Annotated in this window: 18 protein-coding genes; 5 read left to right on the top strand and 13 right to left on the bottom strand. The window is 49.9% G+C overall.

Annotation, left to right across the window (positions count from 1 at the left end):
- The first annotated feature begins 48 nt into the window (after positions 1-48).
- Positions 49-870 carry a posphoenolpyruvate synthetase regulatory kinase/phosphorylase PpsR gene (ppsR, locus tag AC55FS_RS12030; protein WP_496932497.1) on the top strand — a complete coding sequence of 274 codons (822 nt, stop codon included), beginning with the start codon at positions 49-51 and terminating at the stop codon, positions 868-870.
- Positions 871-911: 41 nt separating this feature from the next.
- Here the strand turns inward: ppsR and AC55FS_RS12035 are convergent, their stop codons facing one another.
- The 7 genes from AC55FS_RS12035 to AC55FS_RS12065 form a co-directional block, all read right to left on the bottom strand.
- Positions 912-1751, bottom strand: a complete 840-nt coding sequence (locus tag AC55FS_RS12035; RefSeq protein ID WP_496932498.1) for an alpha/beta fold hydrolase — start codon at positions 1749-1751, stop codon at positions 912-914.
- Positions 1732-2529, bottom strand: coding sequence for a hypothetical protein (locus tag AC55FS_RS12040; RefSeq protein WP_496932499.1), 798 nt, complete (start codon positions 2527-2529; stop codon positions 1732-1734). The genes AC55FS_RS12035 and AC55FS_RS12040 overlap by 20 nt, the downstream gene beginning before the upstream one ends.
- Before the next feature lie 35 nt (positions 2530-2564).
- Positions 2565-4229, bottom strand: coding sequence for an OmpP1/FadL family transporter (locus tag AC55FS_RS12045; RefSeq protein ID WP_496932500.1), 1665 nt, complete (start codon positions 4227-4229; stop codon positions 2565-2567).
- A gap of 12 nt (positions 4230-4241) precedes the next feature.
- Positions 4242-5306, bottom strand: coding sequence for a transporter (locus tag AC55FS_RS12050; protein ID WP_496932501.1), 1065 nt, complete (start codon positions 5304-5306; stop codon positions 4242-4244).
- Between the two features lie 22 nt (positions 5307-5328).
- A complete protein-coding gene (locus tag AC55FS_RS12055) occupies positions 5329-6261 on the bottom strand; it encodes a C39 family peptidase (protein WP_496932502.1) in 933 nt (310 codons plus the stop codon).
- 102 nt (positions 6262-6363) lie between these two features.
- Positions 6364-7326, bottom strand: a complete 963-nt coding sequence (locus tag AC55FS_RS12060; RefSeq protein WP_496932503.1) for a hypothetical protein — start codon at positions 7324-7326, stop codon at positions 6364-6366.
- Positions 7327-7431: 105 nt separating this feature from the next.
- The gene (locus tag AC55FS_RS12065) at positions 7432-8382 is read right to left on the bottom strand and encodes a DUF6160 family protein (RefSeq protein ID WP_496932504.1); all 951 of its coding nucleotides are present in this window, start codon (positions 8380-8382) and stop codon (positions 7432-7434) included.
- A gap of 345 nt (positions 8383-8727) precedes the next feature.
- Between AC55FS_RS12065 and AC55FS_RS12070 the strand changes: the two genes are divergently transcribed.
- Positions 8728-10056 (top strand): anthranilate synthase component I family protein, encoded by a 1329-nt coding sequence (locus tag AC55FS_RS12070; protein ID WP_496932505.1) that lies wholly within the window; start codon positions 8728-8730, stop codon positions 10054-10056.
- A 354-nt stretch (positions 10057-10410) separates the two neighbouring features.
- Here AC55FS_RS12070 and thrH read toward each other — a convergent pair whose 3' ends face one another.
- Positions 10411-11028 (bottom strand): bifunctional phosphoserine phosphatase/homoserine phosphotransferase ThrH, encoded by a 618-nt coding sequence (gene thrH, locus AC55FS_RS12075; RefSeq protein WP_496932506.1) that lies wholly within the window; start codon positions 11026-11028, stop codon positions 10411-10413.
- A gap of 198 nt (positions 11029-11226) precedes the next feature.
- On the opposite strand from thrH, the gene AC55FS_RS12080 reads away from it, so the two are divergent.
- Entirely contained in the window at positions 11227-11952 is a 726-nt protein-coding gene (locus AC55FS_RS12080; protein WP_496932507.1) for a phosphoadenylyl-sulfate reductase, read from the top strand.
- A gap of 92 nt (positions 11953-12044) precedes the next feature.
- Here AC55FS_RS12080 and cysB read toward each other — a convergent pair whose 3' ends face one another.
- Positions 12045-13019: an HTH-type transcriptional regulator CysB gene (cysB, locus tag AC55FS_RS12085; RefSeq protein ID WP_496932508.1), complete on the bottom strand. Its 975-nt coding sequence runs from the start codon at positions 13017-13019 to the stop codon at positions 12045-12047.
- Between the two features lie 133 nt (positions 13020-13152).
- Here cysB and AC55FS_RS12090 point away from each other — a divergent pair, with 133 nt between their 5' ends.
- A complete protein-coding gene (locus AC55FS_RS12090; RefSeq protein WP_496932509.1) occupies positions 13153-13926 on the top strand; it encodes a sulfite exporter TauE/SafE family protein in 774 nt (257 codons plus the stop codon).
- Positions 13927-13928: 2 nt separating this feature from the next.
- Here AC55FS_RS12090 and AC55FS_RS12095 read toward each other — a convergent pair whose 3' ends face one another.
- Complete coding sequence (locus AC55FS_RS12095) at positions 13929-14816, bottom strand: DUF72 domain-containing protein (RefSeq protein ID WP_496935966.1); 888 nt, start codon at positions 14814-14816, stop codon at positions 13929-13931.
- Between the two features lie 45 nt (positions 14817-14861).
- On the opposite strand from AC55FS_RS12095, the gene AC55FS_RS12100 reads away from it, so the two are divergent.
- Positions 14862-15929, top strand: a complete 1068-nt coding sequence (locus tag AC55FS_RS12100) for a 3-deoxy-7-phosphoheptulonate synthase (RefSeq protein WP_496932510.1) — start codon at positions 14862-14864, stop codon at positions 15927-15929.
- A gap of 54 nt (positions 15930-15983) precedes the next feature.
- On the opposite strand, the gene AC55FS_RS12105 is transcribed toward AC55FS_RS12100, so the two are convergent.
- Genes AC55FS_RS12105 through AC55FS_RS12115 form a run of 3 tightly spaced genes read right to left on the bottom strand, consistent with a single transcriptional unit; the run spans position 15984 to position 19242 of the window.
- A complete protein-coding gene (locus AC55FS_RS12105) occupies positions 15984-17189 on the bottom strand; it encodes an O-succinylhomoserine sulfhydrylase (protein ID WP_496932511.1) in 1206 nt (401 codons plus the stop codon).
- Positions 17186-18715 carry an amidophosphoribosyltransferase gene (gene purF, locus AC55FS_RS12110; protein WP_496932512.1) on the bottom strand — a complete coding sequence of 510 codons (1530 nt, stop codon included), beginning with the start codon at positions 18713-18715 and terminating at the stop codon, positions 17186-17188. Before purF ends, AC55FS_RS12105 begins: the two co-directional genes overlap by 4 nt.
- Before the next feature lie 23 nt (positions 18716-18738).
- Positions 18739-19242 carry a CvpA family protein gene (locus tag AC55FS_RS12115; protein ID WP_496932513.1) on the bottom strand — a complete coding sequence of 168 codons (504 nt, stop codon included), beginning with the start codon at positions 19240-19242 and terminating at the stop codon, positions 18739-18741.
- Positions 19243-19324: the final 82 nt, after the last annotated feature.

Below are 19324 nucleotides of genomic sequence, written 5' to 3' on the forward strand. Positions count from 1 at the left end.
TATGATTCGCAGCGCGTTATAGTAAAAGTACCCAGAGCAAATTTCTACATGAAGCGATACGCATTCTTTATTTCCGATGGCACCGGCATCACCGCAGAAACCTTAGGTAACAGCTTGCTGGCTCAATTTGAAAGGCTGGAATTCGAGCGTATTACCATGCCCTATGTCGATAACGAAAACAAAGCCTATGACGCCGTTACTCGCATGAATCAAGCCGCTACCGAAAGCGGCATGCCCGTCATTTTGTTCGACACCATAGTGGATAAGAGTATTCGCGCCATTGTCGATTCGGCCAATGCCTTTAAAGTCGATATTTTTGCCACCTTTTTGGCACCATTGGAGCAGGAGCTAGGTACTGAGTCGTCTTATAGCGTCGGCAGATCACACCTAGCCACCGACAGCAATGACTACCAAGATCGCATCGATGCCATCAACTTTGCCCTAGACAACGATGACGGTGCCCGCACTCGCCAATACGCCGAAGCTGACATTATTTTAGTGGGCGTTTCGCGCTGCGGTAAAACCCCCACCAGCCTGTATATGGCAATGCAATTTGGTATTAAAGCAGCCAACTACCCGCTCACCGAAGAAGACATGCTCGACCTTAGATTGCCTAAGTCCCTCAGCGACCACCATGACAAGCTGTATGGCTTATCGATTGACCCTGAGCGGCTGTCGTTAATTCGCAGCGAGCGCCGCGCCAACAGCAAATATGCGTCGCTCAAGCAATGTTACCTGGAGGTGGAAGAAGTCGAGCTGTTGTATCAGCGCGAAAAAATTCCTTATATCAGCACCACGGCGCGCTCGATTGAAGAAATTGCCACGCGCATTTTGGCCGATACCGGCTTACAACGCCGGTTAAAAACCTAACCAACCGCACACACAGGTGCGATGTAGCAAAGAAGACTGGCCTACGACGGCTTATTCAGTGCATTCATCGCCGCTGCAATCTGACGCGAGTGGGTGTACACCAAGCGATGATCAGCGCCTTGAATACTAACGTATTGCCAGTTTGGGGTTGAATCTTGTAATTGCTGATGACGCTCATGCATCACATCGGGTGTCAGACTGCCAACAAAACTTATACCTGCCACCGGCGGCTGCCAGACAACAAAGGTATCTGCATTTAATTCAAGCTCTGTCGCCACCGTATTGAGCGCACGGGCAAAACCTGCGGGGTTTTCCGCCAAGCGCGCTATGGTCAGCTGATCGGCTTTTTCATTAGCTGGGCGTTTAGGCGAAACTATATCTAAAAAGCCTTGGTATAAACTCAAGTTAGCCGGCTGAGCCATCACTTGATGGGACAATTGCTTATAAGCATCCGCCTTTTCTAGCAAGGTCTGCACCGACACACCACCCAACATGGCCGGCTCCAACAAAAACAACCGACCAGATAACACGTATTGGCTAAGCCAGGCCCAGGTCACCATGCCGCCAAACGAATAGGCCGCCAGATCAAATGCTTGCCAATCTAAGCGCTGCAATAATTCTTGAATCTGCACAGCATAGGATTCAGCACGCCAGGGCAAATCCTGGGTAAAACGAGACTGACCCATTTCTGCCAAATCGACCAATAGAACCTCAGACCAACCCTGCAAATAATTGCACAAATAGGTCCAAGTATATTCACCCGCCACCCCAGAGCCATGCACCATCACTAAACGCGGGCCATTGGGAAATTGTGGATATTGCAACAACAACGCATGCTGCTGTGCACTATCAGTAACGAAATTAATCGGATGACGTTCCATAAGACCATGATAAACGAGTAGAAGAAATTAATGCCAAGGCAGACTCTGGCACCATCACAATGGCATGCTCAACTTGGCGATCACGCACCTGGATACGTGTTTCAAAGCGAGCCGTATTCGCCCAATCAGCAGCACCATACACACCCTCCACACGAGGCAACCAATATAGCGCGTTAAATTGCTCATCTAGCAACAAAAGCGCCAGCCGGCTACTGCGATGACTCGGCAAACTGGCGCCCATTTGGATTAACTCTAGCTCCCGAACACTCGACTCAGCCCTTGCCAGCGACACAAACCAGCCCCGATATGGGTGCCCACTGACTTCAATTGGCTGAGCATGGGCGTAACGATCAAACACCTCAGCATCTTCTAGCGATAGCAGCGTTTTAAAGGCAAAACGATAACGAGAACAGCAGTCCATCTGGTCACTAGCCACACGAAATGGCGGCGCCACTATATGATCAAAAGCCATTTCACTAGGTTTTACCTGCCCATTAATGTCATCGTCAGACAACATCTGACGATGAGTAATACCGCGTTCATCGACCCAAATATAAAAACGTGGATTTTGTTCGCGCTGTTCTTGCTGGCGCTTGAGCACTTCCGCTTCATCTGGGAAATCGTCTGGATTAATACCTGGCAACTCACGTTCAGTAGCGTTGGACTTAGCGCTCGCATCAGAGGCAGTATCAGAGTCTGCAGCAACAGGTTTAGGGCTATTATGGATGCGCCCCTGCTCATCGACCCAGGTATAATAATCACTGTCGGCTGCCGACACTGGCAAAACAAGCGACAGCAGCAGACAGAAAAATATTAGAACTTGGTACGGAAACTGAGCCCGGCTGCACCAATGGTCAGACTGGTGTCGACGTCCAATCCCGGATAGGGGTTGGTCACTGTACATGTCAGACAATTCCGGTTAATGGCATTACTGGAGTTCGGATACTCGCCAGCCTGATCCGCTGATTGAGGGTCCGCCTTAATGGATTCGGCAGACTGCATGAAACTCAGTGACAGGTCAACAACCGTGTCCATATCCCACTGATATCCCATGCCGACACTATACAGACGTGCAAAACCTAACGGCGCCTGCACGCTGCGAGCGTCGTCAGGGATCGATGTCGCTCGCGGCTCATAACCCAGCCTCAGCTTTACCCGCGAGTTAAGATCATACTGAAAACCAAACCCCCAACTCCAAACACTGCGATAACCCAATGTCTGCTTCAGGGTGGTGTCTGTTACCAATCCGGGTGCCAATGTCTTTGCCGTACTGAGAAAGCTTACCTGACGGTCAAATTCAAATTTAAGTGCATCCCACTTTTCAAAATCCGTCCAACCGGCATCGATATTAAGCTGATAGCGATCGAGGAAACGAAATTTCGTACCCAGCTGCAAATGCTGTGGATAGGTCATTTCCACCGAAACGTTACCCGTTTCTTTGCGGGTTGTTCCTGTTGGTAAAGAAAAAATGGCACCGCCTATCGCACCAATAATGGAAGAACGAAATTTTCTAAAGAATGCATTAAATTCTTCGGTGTATTCGAGCTCATAACTCCCCTTCAACCGGCTGACCGCTTCACTTTGATAACCAACACCAAAAGCAAACCAGTCAGCAGGCTCCCACAAAAGGCCTAAGTTAAACGATGGCGACAAGCTTTCTTCGGTGGTCAGGCGTAATTCACCAACATCATCGTAAGGCCCCACATCACCACCGCACAAAGCCACCAGAGGTGCCAATGGGTCGTTACCGGTTGACGTGCCATCCTCATTAAAGCAGCCAAACGCATCTTGCAGCTCTTCCAACACACCGATCAAAACACTCGGTGCACGAATATCCTGCACAACCGATACTGCCTGATGGGAAAACAAAAAACTCGCTCCCACAGAGAATTCATCATTGACCTTATAACCAAAAGACGGCGACAAGTAGGTAAATCGCTGCAGTGCTACCTGTTTAGCTTGATAGCGACCAGGATCGTCGTCATCTTTAGCGAAACCTGCAGCCATGGGGGCATACACTGCATTGGCGAAGGTGAATTTAGAGCCAGGCGGCTGAATAGACACACCGCCCGTAGGCAGAGTTAAAATAGGCAAGGCGTTCATAGCCAAGATGCCATAGCCCGGAATATAGGCTGCGGCCGATGCCTCGCTATCCCCCTCCTGCAAAACAGGGTCATTATGAATCGGCAACAAACCAGACTCATCAGGGTCATAGCCGTCAGGTAATGAAAAGCTGGACTTGGCTGATAAATAAATGTTCATCGCTTGCAGCTGCCATTGCCGCCCGTCGAGCTTTGTCAAACCCGCCGGATTAAAATGAATATCCATAATGCCGGTAGGGTCTGCCGTCACGGCATTACCGAGCGACATAGCCTTGGTATCTAAAAATAAGTTCTGCGCCAGCTGCGCCTGGACAGAACAAGACGCCAAGCTAATAGCTAGGGGCAGCACCTTACGTGCAACGGGAGTTATCTTCATAGTGGATACTCCCTAGCTGCCAGAGGCCGGTTTTACGCCTTCGATATCGATAGGGAGCGACAACCCAACAATGATATCGGGTGACAATTCCGTCATGCCAAAACCGACATTGATATTAGCAATGGTTTTTGGCGACACCCGCACTCCTAAAGCAAAATTCATAATGCCGGATAATTGGCTGCCACTGATGGAACTAGTGTAGGTATCCGTCGCTGGGGTGTAGAGCTTAAAGCGGGTTTCATCATTGAAAGAACCCTGAAACGACACACTTAAAGACACGTCATAAGAAAGCGAATAGGCAAAGCCCATCGACAGGCCGAGTGAGTTACCTGGATGCACCTCTTGCAACAAAGAAGAACCCCGAACCTGATTCAAATCGGAAACCGGCACGTTGTAGCCGTAACTGCCCGACCCAAACAGCACCACGGGATCCATCACCTTAGAGGCGCTAAATCCAGCACTCCAGCTATAGTAGCCAGAGCCACTGGCCAAGTGCTTATCCAGATCAATCTCATATGGGCTGTCGCCGGTTTTTGAACTAAAGGTGGCAAACAGCGTTTTGCTTAGCGCCCCTGGAACGTATTCCCACGGCTGCCAACGCACAGTGCCACTCACATCGCCCAAAGCATAAGTGGTTAAGCTTTCTTCGGTATCAAACTTCGCCACCAGCGGAAGTCGACCACTGACGGTAAGGTTATTGAGTAGGCCGTAATCGAGGGTAAACGAGTTGGTAAAGGTATGCGTCGCTGCCGGAGACACGTCTGCATTGCGAATGGAGGAACTGCCCGTAGGCTCACCATCATCGTCAAGATTAGGCTCAACCACCAAGTTAATGCGCTGGTCACCGTAGTAACTGTAGTCAAAATTGTAATTCAGCCCAACGCCGCCTTGTTTTAGCAAGGAATAGCTTTTTTCTGCCGCTTCAAACACTTCTTCCAACGCTTTTTCTGTATCGGCGTCATCATCTTGCTTCGACAGTGCTTCACGAGCCTTAGAGAGGTCGTTGTCATCCGCCCAAACAGCCGGCATCAGTGCCAGCATCAGAGGCAGCGCAAACAGAGTGTGGCGAGTCAGCATGGTTAGTCCTTGCGTATAATTATTATTTTCTTCTAAAGCGCAGTGTTTTTTCGATACGCTCCGTCGGGTCTTGTGTTACCCGAACATTGTATTCCGATGGTCCGATACCGTCATCGTCATCTTCTAGGGTTATTTCATATAAGTAATCGCCATCATCATTCGTCATGGCTTTACCATTTTCATCCAACTTGTGGTCGTAACTTGATTTAGCATTATTGGATAGCGAGGCAATCTTATTGGCCAACGCATCCTCATGACGAATGGACAACAACGGAAACTCACGAAACGCATTGTCACTAAGAACGAAGTCAGCAACAAAACGCATATCTTCCTCACGCAGGGCCAAACCATTGGCCGGCGTATGACCATTAGGGAACACAATAAATAAAATATTGTTATCCCAAATGTCTAAAAATCGCTGCATAGTAAAGCTAATGTTACCCTGAGCCGGGTCCGCCAGATACACCCTATCCTCATGCACAGCCCGAATAACGACAAAGTGTTTGAAACCTGCATGATTAATGGGCGCAATGGCAGGGTGATCGAGCTCACGCAAGTCATCGGCATCGGCACGAAAGCCACCAGACGGGTGACCAAGTGCCGTGACCAAGCGCTTCATATCTAACAAAGAAAAACCACGACGCTCAACAATGCGCTCGGTTTCGCCAAAGCGCAGCAACCCTTCCATCACCTGGCGCTCACGAAAATTTCGCCCTAAGTAATAATCGAGCAAGGTGGTAAGCGCCGCCGAGCCACAGGAGTAGTCATATTGCTGACGAACCACATTTTGAAACTTTTGCACCGCCAAGGGTTCAACATTGACAACTTGATCAGACTGAAAGGCTTGATTGACATCATAGCGAATAACAGTATCGCCCTGCTGGCGATCATTAACTATGGCCAGCTCGTGGATCATGGCAAAGCCAATGATGGATCCGAGAAGAATGACAAACACAGTAGCCAGCCTCGTTATTATTGTTATGTGATTTGGTACTCATGTTACATAAAATCACATAGAGCACCAAGCCGTTTTTTAGTCATTCAAGCCAGTGACAGGTCACCTAAGATGGCCTTGATAGACCCCATATATGCACCATTGGTAAGGAACAACGGATCGATTCAACGCCATCGAAAACGTCCTTTGATGAACTTGCCCACCCGCCATCAGATCAAGGGCATAGTTACTTTGAGTCGAAAAAGAAAAGGGCCGATCAACCAATCTATCTGTGTAAATAACGTAACTATCAACACCTTCATAGCTAAAGCCACCCCATGATACTCCGGGACAGAAGTAGTTATTGAGTGAGCCGCTCGGTGTGTTTTTCACCTCATTAAGCAGGGCCCTTAAGGTATCAAAAGAGTCTTTTTTGGGCAGTATGGTATCGCGACAATCTGGAGACAAATCGATAGCTGTAATGGCTTTCTCGCGACGATAAGAATATTCAGTTTCAACACCCGCGATCAAATTTTCCACGCTGAACTGAAAGTCACCATCGGAAGCTGGGCTAACGGACAGCTTCAAGCGAGAATGAATTCCACCTTTAACTTTGAGAGTCAACGCCGTATCCGAAATCACCTCATCCACTAGATACTCTTCGGACCGCCAGTAACACTGAGATGCACGAGTACACTCATCATCCATATAATCGTGAACTTTTACCTGCCCATTCTGCGAAATTTCGAGGTAACCAATGTTAGCCTGATGCTTAGCGCAATGAAACTTTCCCGCCAAGCCCAAATCATTACCCACTGGCTTCCACAGCCCCACTAAAGCGCCAGGTACGTCTGCGCGCGGCGAAACAGGCCGCACCGTCTCTCCAGGGTCCTCAGTGCCTTCTTGCTTTTCATCATCCGATCCCACTAACCCTTTATTGGCTTCATTATTTGAGGAATCATCATTATTAGAAGGCTCATCATCCACTGAAGGAGCTGGAACTTCAGTTATATTTTCTACCGTTTCTTTCTTTTTTTTATAATTGTCTTGCTCGTTGCCACAAGCTACTAATAGAACAATCAACATCAAACAACACAACCGCATACGCGTACTACAAACCTCGCCAATCAATAACCAAAAAAAGCGGGCTTAGAAAAGCCCGCTTTTTAATACCACATCAAGCTCTACGAATTAGTGACCGTAGATTCGCTGAGTCATACCAGCAAGATTGATGTCTGAAACCTTGATACCACCAATGGACTCATTACCCATCTTAATAGCAGCAATGTCTAAGGTACCAGCAATCTGGCCCATTTTAATATAGACACCACCACCTTGAGCAACGGTGCCACCTTTTGCCCAGATCGTTTGATCGATGGTTGCAGCAGTACCCTGGCCACCGGTGCCATAGAACTTCAGACCTTCGATTTGAACTGCAGAGCCATTAGCAAGACTGTCTGCAACCGCCTGCTCACCAGCACTCAAGCTACCATCACCATCACCACCATAGGCCGCACTGTCAGCACGTGCATCGGCTTGCGCCCGTGTGTAACCAAAAGCACCAACATTCATATCGGTAATCTCGATGGCACTGCGTGACAGAATTGCAACCGAACCTACCTGAGCAGAGGCTGGTAGATCTGCGGTATTGACCACATCACCGTTGGCAAAAGTAACGCTATTACCTGCTTGTTCGAGGTTAAAGATAAAAGTTTCTGACTGGCCAAGATTCAACGTCATATCGATATTGTTGACGACCTCAGTTGTCGCACCACTAGTACTACGCAAGGCTAGAGCAGATGAGTTACCAGAAGTGTCTGCAGCGGTATCGCCGATGGCGACTTGCATACCAGTCACACCTGTTACACCAATCGCCAAGTTACCATTAGCATCAACGTCGATAGTCTGTGTCAGATTATTTACATTGCTAACGCGAATATCTTGCAGCAATACAGAACCTTCGTCCGTATATTCGATTTCGCCAACGGAAATACCAGAACCATCGATATCAATCTCAATGGTCACACCCGCTTGGCCTGTAGCATTGGATAACGTCGTATCATCCAGTGGCTGCAAAGCTTGGGCTGCAAATGGGGCAGCAGCGATAGCCGCGGCGAGAGACGCTTTTTTGAGAAGTTTCATGTGTGCACACTCCTGATTATTTTTTTGCGTTGTGCGGGCCGTTATCGGCCTCTTCACTGCAGCAGCCCTGCTTGGCTCATACGAGCGGTTAAGCAACTGCGGTGAACTGTTGAAAACAGTCAGCTGTTATTGTTATTCGCTTTGGTAGTCCAGAGGCATCCAGATCTGAACTGAGGCTAATCTATTACTCGAGGGCTGGCGCTGTCCACTGCTGTTGTTACATTTTTTTACGGCCAATTACGCAAATCGCTATGATATAACCAAAGCCAACCCCAGACGTTGCCTCACATTTACTGTAAAATCAGGCACTTATCTTAGTTGGCCAGGCCATTTGATTGGCACAAAATGATACATACAAAACTCCCCTACAGCGCCCGTAAACTACTGAAATACTGCCATTTTTTGGATAATCCAATCCTCTTTTACGATGGCACCTCGGGTAAAACTGACAAACAATCGGGCAAGGCCTGCGATCACGATGACCTGGAGCAAGGCATTGCAGTACTCTCGTTCGCCCCCACTCAGTGCTTGCAGGCCAACAACAAAGAACAACTACTAGACCTTTTACGCCAGACTGAAGCAGACCCTATAACTAACAAGCAACCGCAGACAGTGTTTTGCTCCGGCTGGGCCGGCGTCTTTAGCTATAACGCTGGACACTGCAACGACAGCAATGGGCTGCAGCCTCAACCCACTGAACTTCCGTTGGCCTGGTTCGGCTACTACCCCTTGTCGTTCCATCTCGATTTAACGACGGACACACTAACGTTAATTAACCCTACCGCCACGGATGCATCCTACTGGCTGCAAGCGCTGGATAATCTACTGGCTAACACACCAGCTATATTTCCAAGCCAACCCAGGCATTGGCAACCTGGTTGGACGCAACAACAGTACCAACACGCATTTGAACGCATACAACACTACTTGCGCAGTGGCGATTGCTACCAAACCAACTTGACCATGCCATTTTATTGCCAGGATGATTTAACCCAGCAATCGCCGACTCAGCTATTGGAGAACTTTAACGCTCCATTTAGCGGCTACCTTAAAACTCAGGACTTTACCCTGTTCAGCGTTAGTCCAGAGCGCTTCATTCGCATAGAGCACAACCACCTTGAAACGCGCCCGATAAAAGGCACGGCTCCGCGCAGCGAAGATCCGCAACGCGATCAACAGCTGCTGCAGCAATTGCAGGCTTGTCCAAAAAATCAGGCTGAGAACCTAATGATTGTTGATTTACTGCGCAATGATCTCAGCCGCCACGCTCGCACTGGCAGCGTGCGGGTAGTCGAACTGTTTGCACCTCAAAGCCACGCCAACGTTCATCACCTAGTCAGCACCATTGAAGCTGAACTGGTGGACAACATTAGCCATGCAACGGCGGTATTTGATGCCTTTCCGGGCGGTTCTATTACTGGCGCCCCCAAACGCCGGGCCATGGAAATCATTGACGAGCTGGAGCTAGCTCCGCGTGGTTTTTATTGCGGCTCCATGGGCTATTTCGATGATGCTGGCCATAGCGATTTTAATATTTTAATTCGCACTATCTGTGCGCAACCCCATGGCGCCCAGTGCTGGGGTGGTGGCGGCATCGTGCTCGACAGCACTGCCGAATCCGAATACCAGGAAATACTGAACAAGGTACAACGAATCCTGGATCACCCTTTATAGGCTGTTGGGAACCGACACGACGAGCTGAAATCAACCAGCAGAATATCGGGTGATTTAGGCTGAAACCTGTCGATCACCATCCCACCGAGTTACATACGCAGCAAAGTAGAGGCATGTAAGAGCATTCGAAACCGAGACTTGAAAGCTATGCACAAACATCGTCAGCAACACATACAGATAACGGTATAAGAGATAGCGTCCGGCACTGAAAACCACCTCAACGAGCCCCTTAAGACGAAAGAACACCAGTCAATTACCTACAGCCCCATCGCTGGCTACCCTTCATAGCCATGCCTGCAGAGTGTCAGTTTTAGGCCGCGCTCCTTGGCAACAAGGGGCGCTTACCAAACAGAGTTAGAGCGTCAAGTCACGCTCACTGGCTTTTATAAATTCTTTCTTAAGATCGTCGTAGCTGTGCACGGCAGGAAACTGAGGAAACTCATCAATCACATTTTGCGGCGCATGAAACAAAATACCCGCATCGGCTTCGGCCAGCATAGTGGTGTCGTTGTAGGAATCGCCGGCCGCAATGGTTCGATAATACAAGGTTTGCAATGCCCGAATGGATTGACGCTTCGGGTCGGCCTGGCGCAACTGGTAGTCCACCACCCTGCCACTGTCATCGGTCACCAGTCGATGGCAAAACAAGGTCGGGAATCCCAATTGACGCATCAACGGCTGGGAAAATTCATAAAACGTATCCGACAAAATGATGACCTGAAAACGCTCTCTCAACCAGTCGATAAATTCACGCGCCCCTTCCAGAGGTTTTAAGGTGGCAATCACTTCCTGGATGTCCTGAATTTTGAGCTGATGCTGATCTAAAATACGCAGCCTTTGCTGCATTAGTTCGTCATAGTCAGGCACATCACGGGTAGTGGCTTTAAGCTCATCAATTCCCGTTTTGTTAGCAAACTCTATCCAGATTTCGGGTACTAATACCCCTTCCAAATCCAGGCATGCGATTTCCATGGTGCTTCCTCGCTGGTCATTTTTATGGCCACTGACTGTAACAGCCAGGTAAAATAAGACAATTCACCCTCAGTAGTTTCCGCCAAATTTATATTTCAAACGGATGCTAGTATTCTTTTTTATTATTAAATTGACTAAAAAACCCATGTTAGTCTTACAGAAGTACCGTGAACACCGATAAAAACAGGTAATCGACTGATGAGTGAAGAAATAGAGCAGCTCAATCAAAGCTTGTCCGATAAACGTCCTAAAGATGTGGTGCGCCAAGCGCTGGAGACCCATGACGCCATCGCCGTGTCCTTTAGCGGCGCCGAAGATGTGGTATTGATTGATATGGCCGTTAAGGTTCGTGCCGATGTTGATGTTTTCACCCTCGACACGGGTCGTTTGCATCCAGAGACCTATGAGTTCATCGAGACGGTGCGCAAGCACTACGGCATTCGCATAGACATCCGCACGCCAGAGCAACAAGCCTTGCAACAACTGGTCAACGACAAGGGGCTATTTAGCTTTTATGAAGATGGCCATCAGGAATGCTGCGGCATTCGTAAGATCGAACCTTTACGGCAAAAGCTGCTGCAGCTGGACGCCTGGATAACCGGACAACGTCGCGATCAGTCACCTGGTACGCGCAGCAACATTGAACTGGTTGAAGCCGATGCCAGCTTTCAAGGCCGCAACGGCGAGCTGACCAAGTACAACCCATTGGCCCACTGGACCTCAGCCCAGGTATGGGAATACATCCGCGTTTTTGATGTGCCGTTTAATCCACTACATCAACAAGGGTTCGCCAGCATCGGCTGCCAGCCCTGCACCCGCGCCACTTTGCCAAATCAGCATGAGCGCGAAGGCCGTTGGTGGTGGGAACATGAAGGTCATAAAGAATGTGGGCTGCACGCCAGTAACATTATCAGCAAGTCATAAGCTTGCCGACACACATTTGAATCCTGAGCCTGTTGCCTGACAGGCTCTCTCACCATTTCACTTTGTGCTGCTTGCTGCAAGCTAGAGCAGCGTTAATGCTGCGGTAGCTCCATGCTATCAAATAGCTCTTCCAGCTCCTGGCGATTATGGCAATGAGCCGCCTGGTCAACGATGTCGCGACTCAGGTGCGGTGCAAACTGGGCGATAAAGTCGTACATATAGCCGCGCAAGAAGGTCCCTTTGCGGAAGCCGATTTTGGTCACACTGGAGTCAAACAAATGGCTGGCATCCAGGGCCACTAAGTCACTATCTGTCTCGGGATCAATAGCCATACTAGCGACGATGCCGACGCCAACGCCTAAACGAACATAAGTTTTAATAACGTCGGCATCCGCCGCGGTAAAGGCCACCCTTGGGGTTAGTCCGCGACTGGTAAAGGCTTCATCCAGCTTTGACCGTCCGGTAAAGCCAAATACGTAGGTCACCAGTGGATAAGCGGCTACCTGCTCTAGCGACGGCTTTGGTGTTTGTGCTAACGGATGGGTTTTTGGCACCAAAATACTGCGATTCCAGCGGTAACAAGGCATCATGATCAGATCGCCAAATAGCTCCATGGCCTCAGTGGCAATGGCAAAATCCGTGGTGCCATTGGCCGCCATCTCAGCGATCTGCATCGGCGTGCCTTGATGCATATGCAGCGACACTTCAGGGTAGTTGCTCATAAACTCGTTAATCACACCAGGTAAGGCATAACGCGCCTGCGTGTGTGTTGTGGCGATCGATAGCGACCCTTTTCTTTCGTCGCTGAACTCTTGCGCCACCTGCTTGATGCTTTCAACCTTGCGCAAAATTTCGCCAGCGACCTGCAAAATCGCTTCACCCGCTGGGGTAATGCGGGTCAGATGTTTGCCACTGCGAGCAAAGATCTCTACTCCTAGCTCGTCCTCCAACAAGCGAATTTGCTTGCTGATTCCTGGCTGCGAGGTGTAGAGCACTTGCGCCGTGGCCGACACATTTAGATCATGATGCGCTACTTCCCAGATGTATCGCAGTTGTTGCAACTTCATATGTCCTCCACCGTGCAGCACTGATTTGTTATAAAAATATAAACAAATATTCTTTTCCAGAATAGATGTGAGCCTCTAAATTAGCCTTCTACCCCGTTTTTAGAGCCACCAGTAGTACTTTAGACCATTACTCATGGATATTTTGTTATATATAGCAGCCGGTGCATTGGTTGGCCTCATTGTTGGAATTACCGGCATCGGCGGCGGTGCCTTGATGACACCCTTGCTGCTGATGTTTGGTTTTCCACCGCATATTGCTGTCGGTACCGACCTCATGTACGCCGCCTTGACCAAAGCCGGCGGCGCTTTCAGTCATCACAAACAAGGCCATGTTGAATGGCGCCTGGTACGTTTGCTCGCTTGGGGCAGCCTGCCTGCCTCCATAGTGACAGGATTAGTACTGAACAGCGTCTTTCAGGACTCAGACGCCTACGGCCATGTGCTGAGCAACGCCTTGGGCATCATGCTGCTGTTGACGGCGCTGGTTATCATAGGACGTAGTCGAATCCAGCGCTGGGCCAGCCAGCATAGCCAAGGACAATGGGGACATTTACGCACGCCAGCCACCATTACCATGGGCGTTTTTCTCGGCATTTTTGTCACCCTATCATCGGTAGGCGCCGGCGCCATCGGCACCGCCATTCTGATGCTGTTGTACCCACTGCTGCGTAGCACCTCGATCGTTGGCACTGACATCGCTCATGCCGTACCGCTCACGTTGGCGGCCGGCCTGATTCACATGTACCTGGGCAATGTTGACTTTTATTTGCTCGGCGCGCTGCTAATCGGCTCGCTGCCCGCCATTCACCTCGGCAGCCACATTAGCCGGCGTGTACCCGAACAAATTCTGCGCCCGCTTTTGGCGACCATATTGTTTGGCATTGGTGCCCGCTACGCATTTTTCTGACGCTATAACAAACTAGGCTGGCGCGCCTGCCACTGCAGTTGCGGCAAACGCCAAAGCTGACAAATGGCATTGGCGCGTTGCGGCACATCGTCATTGCCTGCAGTGTGGATAAAAAAATACGGCCGTCGGCCTTCGCTTTGCCACTGAACCAATTTGTTGTGCCACTGCTGCAAAAAAACATCGTCTTGGCGCCAGTCACTGTGACCAATAAAGCGCACGATAGGGTGCTGTCCAGTCGCCACAGGGTGCAGCGGCAGGCGTGGTTTTTTAGACTGTGCATCTTTTACCGCGGCACTGTCACTGGAGTCATGGAAGAGACCACGACTATCAAAGCAAACACGATCAACACAGCGTTGCGACAAGCCTTGTAACAGCGCCCGCTCAGCTTCACCTTTTGCATAGAACTCGGGATGCCTGACTTCAACGGCAATACTCACGGCCGTCATTTGCTGTAACTGATCCAGCGCCGCCATTAGCTCAGGTAAACGCTGCGGGCCAAATTCTGCCGGCAACTGCAGTAAAGCAACGCCGAGTTTTTGCCCTAATATGCCACAAAAGGTTTGCCACTCATGGCCATATTGCTCAATGGCCACCGTCAAATTATGACTGTGACTGATGATGCGTGGGAGTTTAAACACAAAGCGAAAATCATCAGGTACTGCGCGCGCCCATTGCTCGACCCGAGCCTGGGAAGGCAGACCATAAAAGGTAGTATTGCCCTCAATGGTAGAAAACTGCTGAGCATAAAAGCCCAATGCCGATCCTTGATCACAGCCTGGCGGCAACAGCTCACCCCGCCACTGAGCCATGTACCACATAGGTAAACCAATACGTAGCTTAGCCGCATTAAGCGCAAGGGAATTGTGTGCTTTTACTTCATCATTTGTCATAATCAAACGCTATCTTAGAGCTACCGTGATGAATTAGGAACGAGCATGTCCGACAGCCGCGTAGAAGATCTTAATATTGAGTCCTTTTCTCCACTGATCACTCCAGATCAACTAAAAGCCGAACTGCCTATCAGCGATAGCGCCGTCGCCAGTGTGCAAAAAGGGCGTCAGGTTATCCGAGATATTATCGATCGCAAGGATAAACGTATCTTTTTAGTCGTTGGCCCTTGCTCTGTGCACGATATTGAAGCCGCTCACGATTATGCCGCTCGTCTACGAGACCTGGCCGAAGAAGTCAGTGACACCCTGTATTTGGTCATGCGCGTCTATTTCGAAAAGCCGCGTACCACGGTCGGCTGGAAAGGCATGATCAATGACCCTTACATGAACGATACCTTTAAAATTCAAGACGGCCTGCATCGGGCAAGGCAATTACTGCTGGATCTGGCCGAAATGGGTCTGCCGCTATCAACCGAAGCCCTGGACCCTATTTCACCGCAATATCTGCAGGATTTAATTGCCTGGTCTGCGATTGGCGCACGAACCACGGAATCACAAACCCACCGCGAAATGGCATCTGGTTTATCATCGGCGGTTGGCTTTAAAAATGGTACCGATGGCAGCTTAACAGTGGCCGTTAATGCACTGAAATCCGTGGCCAACCCGCATCGCTTTCTGGGCATCGACCAAAGCGGTGCTGTTTCCGTGGTGTCCACTAAGGGCAATCAATACGCTCACGTAGTGCTGCGTGGCGGCGGCGGCAAACCAAATTATGATTCGGTCAATGTATCTCTGGCCGAGCAGGCACTCAATAAAGCCGATCTGGTGCCAAACATTATGATTGACTGCAGCCATGAAAATTCCAATAAAGACCCTGGCTTACAGCCTCTGGTGATGGATAACGTCAGCAACCAAATTCTGGAAGGCAACCAGTCCATTATTGGCTTGATGGTTGAATCCAATATCAAACACGGGCGCCAGAATATTCCTGCCAATTTAGATGATCTAGAGTATGGCTTGTCGGTGACCGATGGTTGTATCAGCTGGGAAGAAACTGAAACAGCGATTCGAAAAATGCGTGACAAATTAAAAGACGTATTGCCGAATCGATAAATAAAAAAGCCGCCTTACTGGCGGCTTTTTTATTGGCTTCTGTAAGCCTACAAACTAGAGCGCGGACAGCCCCCGCTGCAAGTCTGCAATAATATCGTCGACGGACTCCAGCCCTACCGCAATGCGCAACAAGCCATCGCCTATTCCGGCGTTATCACGCTCCTGTTGCGACAAGCGGCTGTGGGTGGTGGTTGCTGGATGAGTAATGGTGGTTTTAGCATCACCCAAATTCGCTGTAATCGAGATCAAGCGCGTCGCATCTACTACTTTCCAAGCAGCATCACGACCGCCAACCACATCAAACGACAGCACGCCGCCACCCAAGCGCTGCTGGCGCTGCGCCAAGGCAAATTGCGGATGGCTTGGCAGCCCAGCATAATTAACCCGCGAAACAGCGGGCTGCTGCTGCAACCACTGTGCTAACTGCAAGGCATTGTCAGAGTGGGCTTTCATGCGCAGCGACAGCGTCTCTAGACCCTTGGTAAACACCCACGCATTAAATGGACTCATAGTCGGGCCAGCCGAGCGCAATACGCCGACCACCGGCTCAATTAATGCGTCACTGCCCACCACGGCACCACCGACACAGCGCCCCTGGCCATCGATGTATTTGGTCGCCGAATGCGTGACCACGTCGGCCCCCAGCTTCAATGGCTGCTGCAATGCCGGTGTGCAAAAACAATTATCCACCACCAACAAAGCCTGATGCTGATGAGCTAAATCAGCCAAAGCAGAAATATCAGCAATCTCAATCACGGGGTTGGAGGGCGACTCCAAAAACAACAATCTGGTGTTGTCTTGAATGGCCTCGCGCCAACTGTCTAAATCAAGAAGGTCAACATAGCTGATTTCAACACCAAATTTACGCAGGAATTTTTCAAACAGCACATTGGTGCTGCCAAAAACACTGCGCGACGACACCAGATGATCGCCCGACTGTAAGTGCGCCATACATACCGCATAAATGGCCGCCATGCCTGACGCCGTAGCAGCACATGCCTCGCCCTGCTCTAACGCAGCCAAACGCTTTTCAAAGGTACGCACCGTGGGATTGGTGTAACGCGAGTAGACGTTACCCTCGTCTTCGCCAGAGAAACGCGCAGCCGCTTCTGCAGCCGAACGAAAAACATAGCTACTGGTAGGAAATAACGCTTCTGCGTGTTCTCCTTCATGAGTGCGTTGCTGCCCCGCTCGCACCGCCAGAGTATCAAACTCAACGTCGTGCAAATCCGCAGGGTAACGATCGGAGTAATCCGTCATAGCTGACCTTCAGGGCTGTCGTCGTTATGCAAATCGATGGCAACGTTTTCCACCGTCAAACGGCTTTTACTGTTGTCGCTACGCAACGCATGCAAACGCTCAAAGTAAGCATCATCGATATCACCAGTAACGTATTTGCCATCAAATACCGAGCAATCAAACGCCGTCGCAGAGGTGCTACTGCCTTCTAGGCAAGAGTCGATCAGATCCTGCAGATCCTGGTACACCAACCAATCTGCACCAATGTCTGCGGCAATCTCTTCGGTGCTGCGACCATGCGCAATAAATTCATCTTTAGCGGGCATATCAATGCCATAAACGTTGGGATAACGCACCGCCGGTGCCGCCGAGGCAAAATACACTTTATTAGCGCCGGCATCACGAGCCATCTCAATGATCTGCTCACAAGTGGTGCCGCGCACAATAGAGTCATCGACCAGCAAAACGTTTTTACCGCGAAACTCCAAATCCAACGCATTTAGCTTTTGGCGAACGGATTTTTTGCGCTGGGTTTGACCCGGCATAATAAAGGTGCGACCGATGTAGCGGTTTTTCATAAACCCTTCGCGGTACTTAACCCCGAGTTTTTTCGCCAGCTCCAACGCCGAGGAACGACTGGTATCAGGAATCGGAATTACCACATCGATATCATGCTCAGGATGTTCACGCATGATTTTTTCAGCCAGTTTTTCACCCATACGCAATCGCGCCTTGTACACTGCCATTTCATCCATAATGGAATCTGGACGAGCAAAGTATACGTACTCAAAAAGACACGGAGTCAAACGAGTATTATCGGCACACAAGCTGGTATGCAACTCACCTTCTTCGGTGATAACAATGGCCTCACCGGGGGCGATATCCCGTTCTAGCTTAAATTCCAGTGCATCCAGAGCCACCGACTCAGAGGCCACCATATATTCAGTGCCGGCATCAGTTTGTTTACTGCCAAACACCGCAGGCCTAATACCATTGGGATCACGAAACGCAACCACTCCATAGCCACTGATCATGGCCACCACGGCATAACCACCACGCACTCGTTGGTGCACGCGGCGTACAGCATTAAAAATCACTTCTGGCGTTGGCTTAATTTTGCCCTGCACCTGCAATTCATGAGCAAAGATATTCAGCAACACCTCAGAATCAGAGGTGGTATTTACGTGGCGTAAATCTTCCCGGTAAATATCCTGGGCCAGCTGTTCAGCATTGGTGAGATTGCCGTTGTGAGCCAGGGTAATGCCGTAGGGCGAGTTAACGTAAAACGGCTGCGCTTCAGCAGAACTTGAGGTACCTGCAGTTGGGTAACGCACATGGCCAATGCCCATTTTTCCAACCAGGCGTTGCATATGGCGGGTACGAAACACATCGCGCACCAAGCCGTTATCCTTGCGCAAAAACAGCTTGTTTTGATAACTGGTGACGATGCCAGCAGCATCCTGACCACGGTGCTGCAAGACTGTCAGAGCATCATAAATGCCCTGGTTGACATGGGATTTACCAACAATGCCCACTATTCCGCACATGTGCGCTTTACCTCAAATAAGGACTACTGAGAAAACCATTCCACCCGTTCAGTGGCTGCAGGCAGCGTTTTGCGCGCCCAATCAGCCACCGATTCAAGGTGAGGAATGAAAGCTGACTGCTGATACCAGGCGTCTTCAACCACCAGGGTATACTGCAAACCATAGACGGCGGCGACCAGGATCAACAAGCCGCGCACAGCCCCAAAGATCATGCCAAACACACGATCCGTACCACTTAAGCCAGTTACTTTTACCAGCTCTACAATCAGATGATTCAGCAATGCACCAATAATCACGGTGCCAGCAAATAAGATAAGAAAGGCGATCATCCAGCGCAGCGAGGCGGTATCAATTTGCCCCTCCAGCAAGGTCGCTAAATTGCCACTAAAAAGACGCGCAACGACAAAAGCGATGATCCAACTGGCCAGTGACAGCGCCTCACGAACGAAGCCGCGTTTTAGACTAATCAGGCTGGAAACCAGCACGATCACCATCAAAACCCAATCGATAACTGCTATAGACTGCACGCTTGCTTCCACTGTTATGCCATAGAAGTGAGCTGCGCCGACACGGCGGCGCTAGCAAAGCGCGCAGTATATCAAAGGTCAG

It is taken from the genome of Bacterioplanes sp. CLAM21 (assembly GCF_059641015.1).

Coding starts and splice junctions, on each gene's coding strand:
- ppsR (WP_496932497.1), top strand. CDS start 49: ATGAAGCGATACGCATTCTTTATTTCCGATGGCACCGGCATCACCGCA.
- AC55FS_RS12035 (WP_496932498.1), bottom strand. CDS start 1,751: ATGGAACGTCATCCGATTAATTTCGTTACTGATAGTGCACAGCAGCAT.
- AC55FS_RS12045 (WP_496932500.1), bottom strand. CDS start 4,229: ATGAAGATAACTCCCGTTGCACGTAAGGTGCTGCCCCTAGCTATTAGC.
- AC55FS_RS12050 (WP_496932501.1), bottom strand. CDS start 5,306: ATGCTGACTCGCCACACTCTGTTTGCGCTGCCTCTGATGCTGGCACTG.
- AC55FS_RS12060 (WP_496932503.1), bottom strand. CDS start 7,326: ATGTTGATTGTTCTATTAGTAGCTTGTGGCAACGAGCAAGACAATTAT.
- AC55FS_RS12065 (WP_496932504.1), bottom strand. CDS start 8,382: ATGAAACTTCTCAAAAAAGCGTCTCTCGCCGCGGCTATCGCTGCTGCC.
- AC55FS_RS12070 (WP_496932505.1), top strand. CDS start 8,728: ATGATACATACAAAACTCCCCTACAGCGCCCGTAAACTACTGAAATAC.
- thrH (WP_496932506.1), bottom strand. CDS start 11,028: ATGGAAATCGCATGCCTGGATTTGGAAGGGGTATTAGTACCCGAAATC.
- AC55FS_RS12080 (WP_496932507.1), top strand. CDS start 11,227: ATGAGTGAAGAAATAGAGCAGCTCAATCAAAGCTTGTCCGATAAACGT.
- cysB (WP_496932508.1), bottom strand. CDS start 13,019: ATGAAGTTGCAACAACTGCGATACATCTGGGAAGTAGCGCATCATGAT.
- AC55FS_RS12090 (WP_496932509.1), top strand. CDS start 13,153: ATGGATATTTTGTTATATATAGCAGCCGGTGCATTGGTTGGCCTCATT.
- AC55FS_RS12095 (WP_496935966.1), bottom strand. CDS start 14,816: ATGACAAATGATGAAGTAAAAGCACACAATTCCCTTGCGCTTAATGCG.
- AC55FS_RS12100 (WP_496932510.1), top strand. CDS start 14,862: ATGTCCGACAGCCGCGTAGAAGATCTTAATATTGAGTCCTTTTCTCCA.
- AC55FS_RS12105 (WP_496932511.1), bottom strand. CDS start 17,189: ATGACGGATTACTCCGATCGTTACCCTGCGGATTTGCACGACGTTGAG.
- purF (WP_496932512.1), bottom strand. CDS start 18,715: ATGTGCGGAATAGTGGGCATTGTTGGTAAATCCCATGTCAACCAGGGC.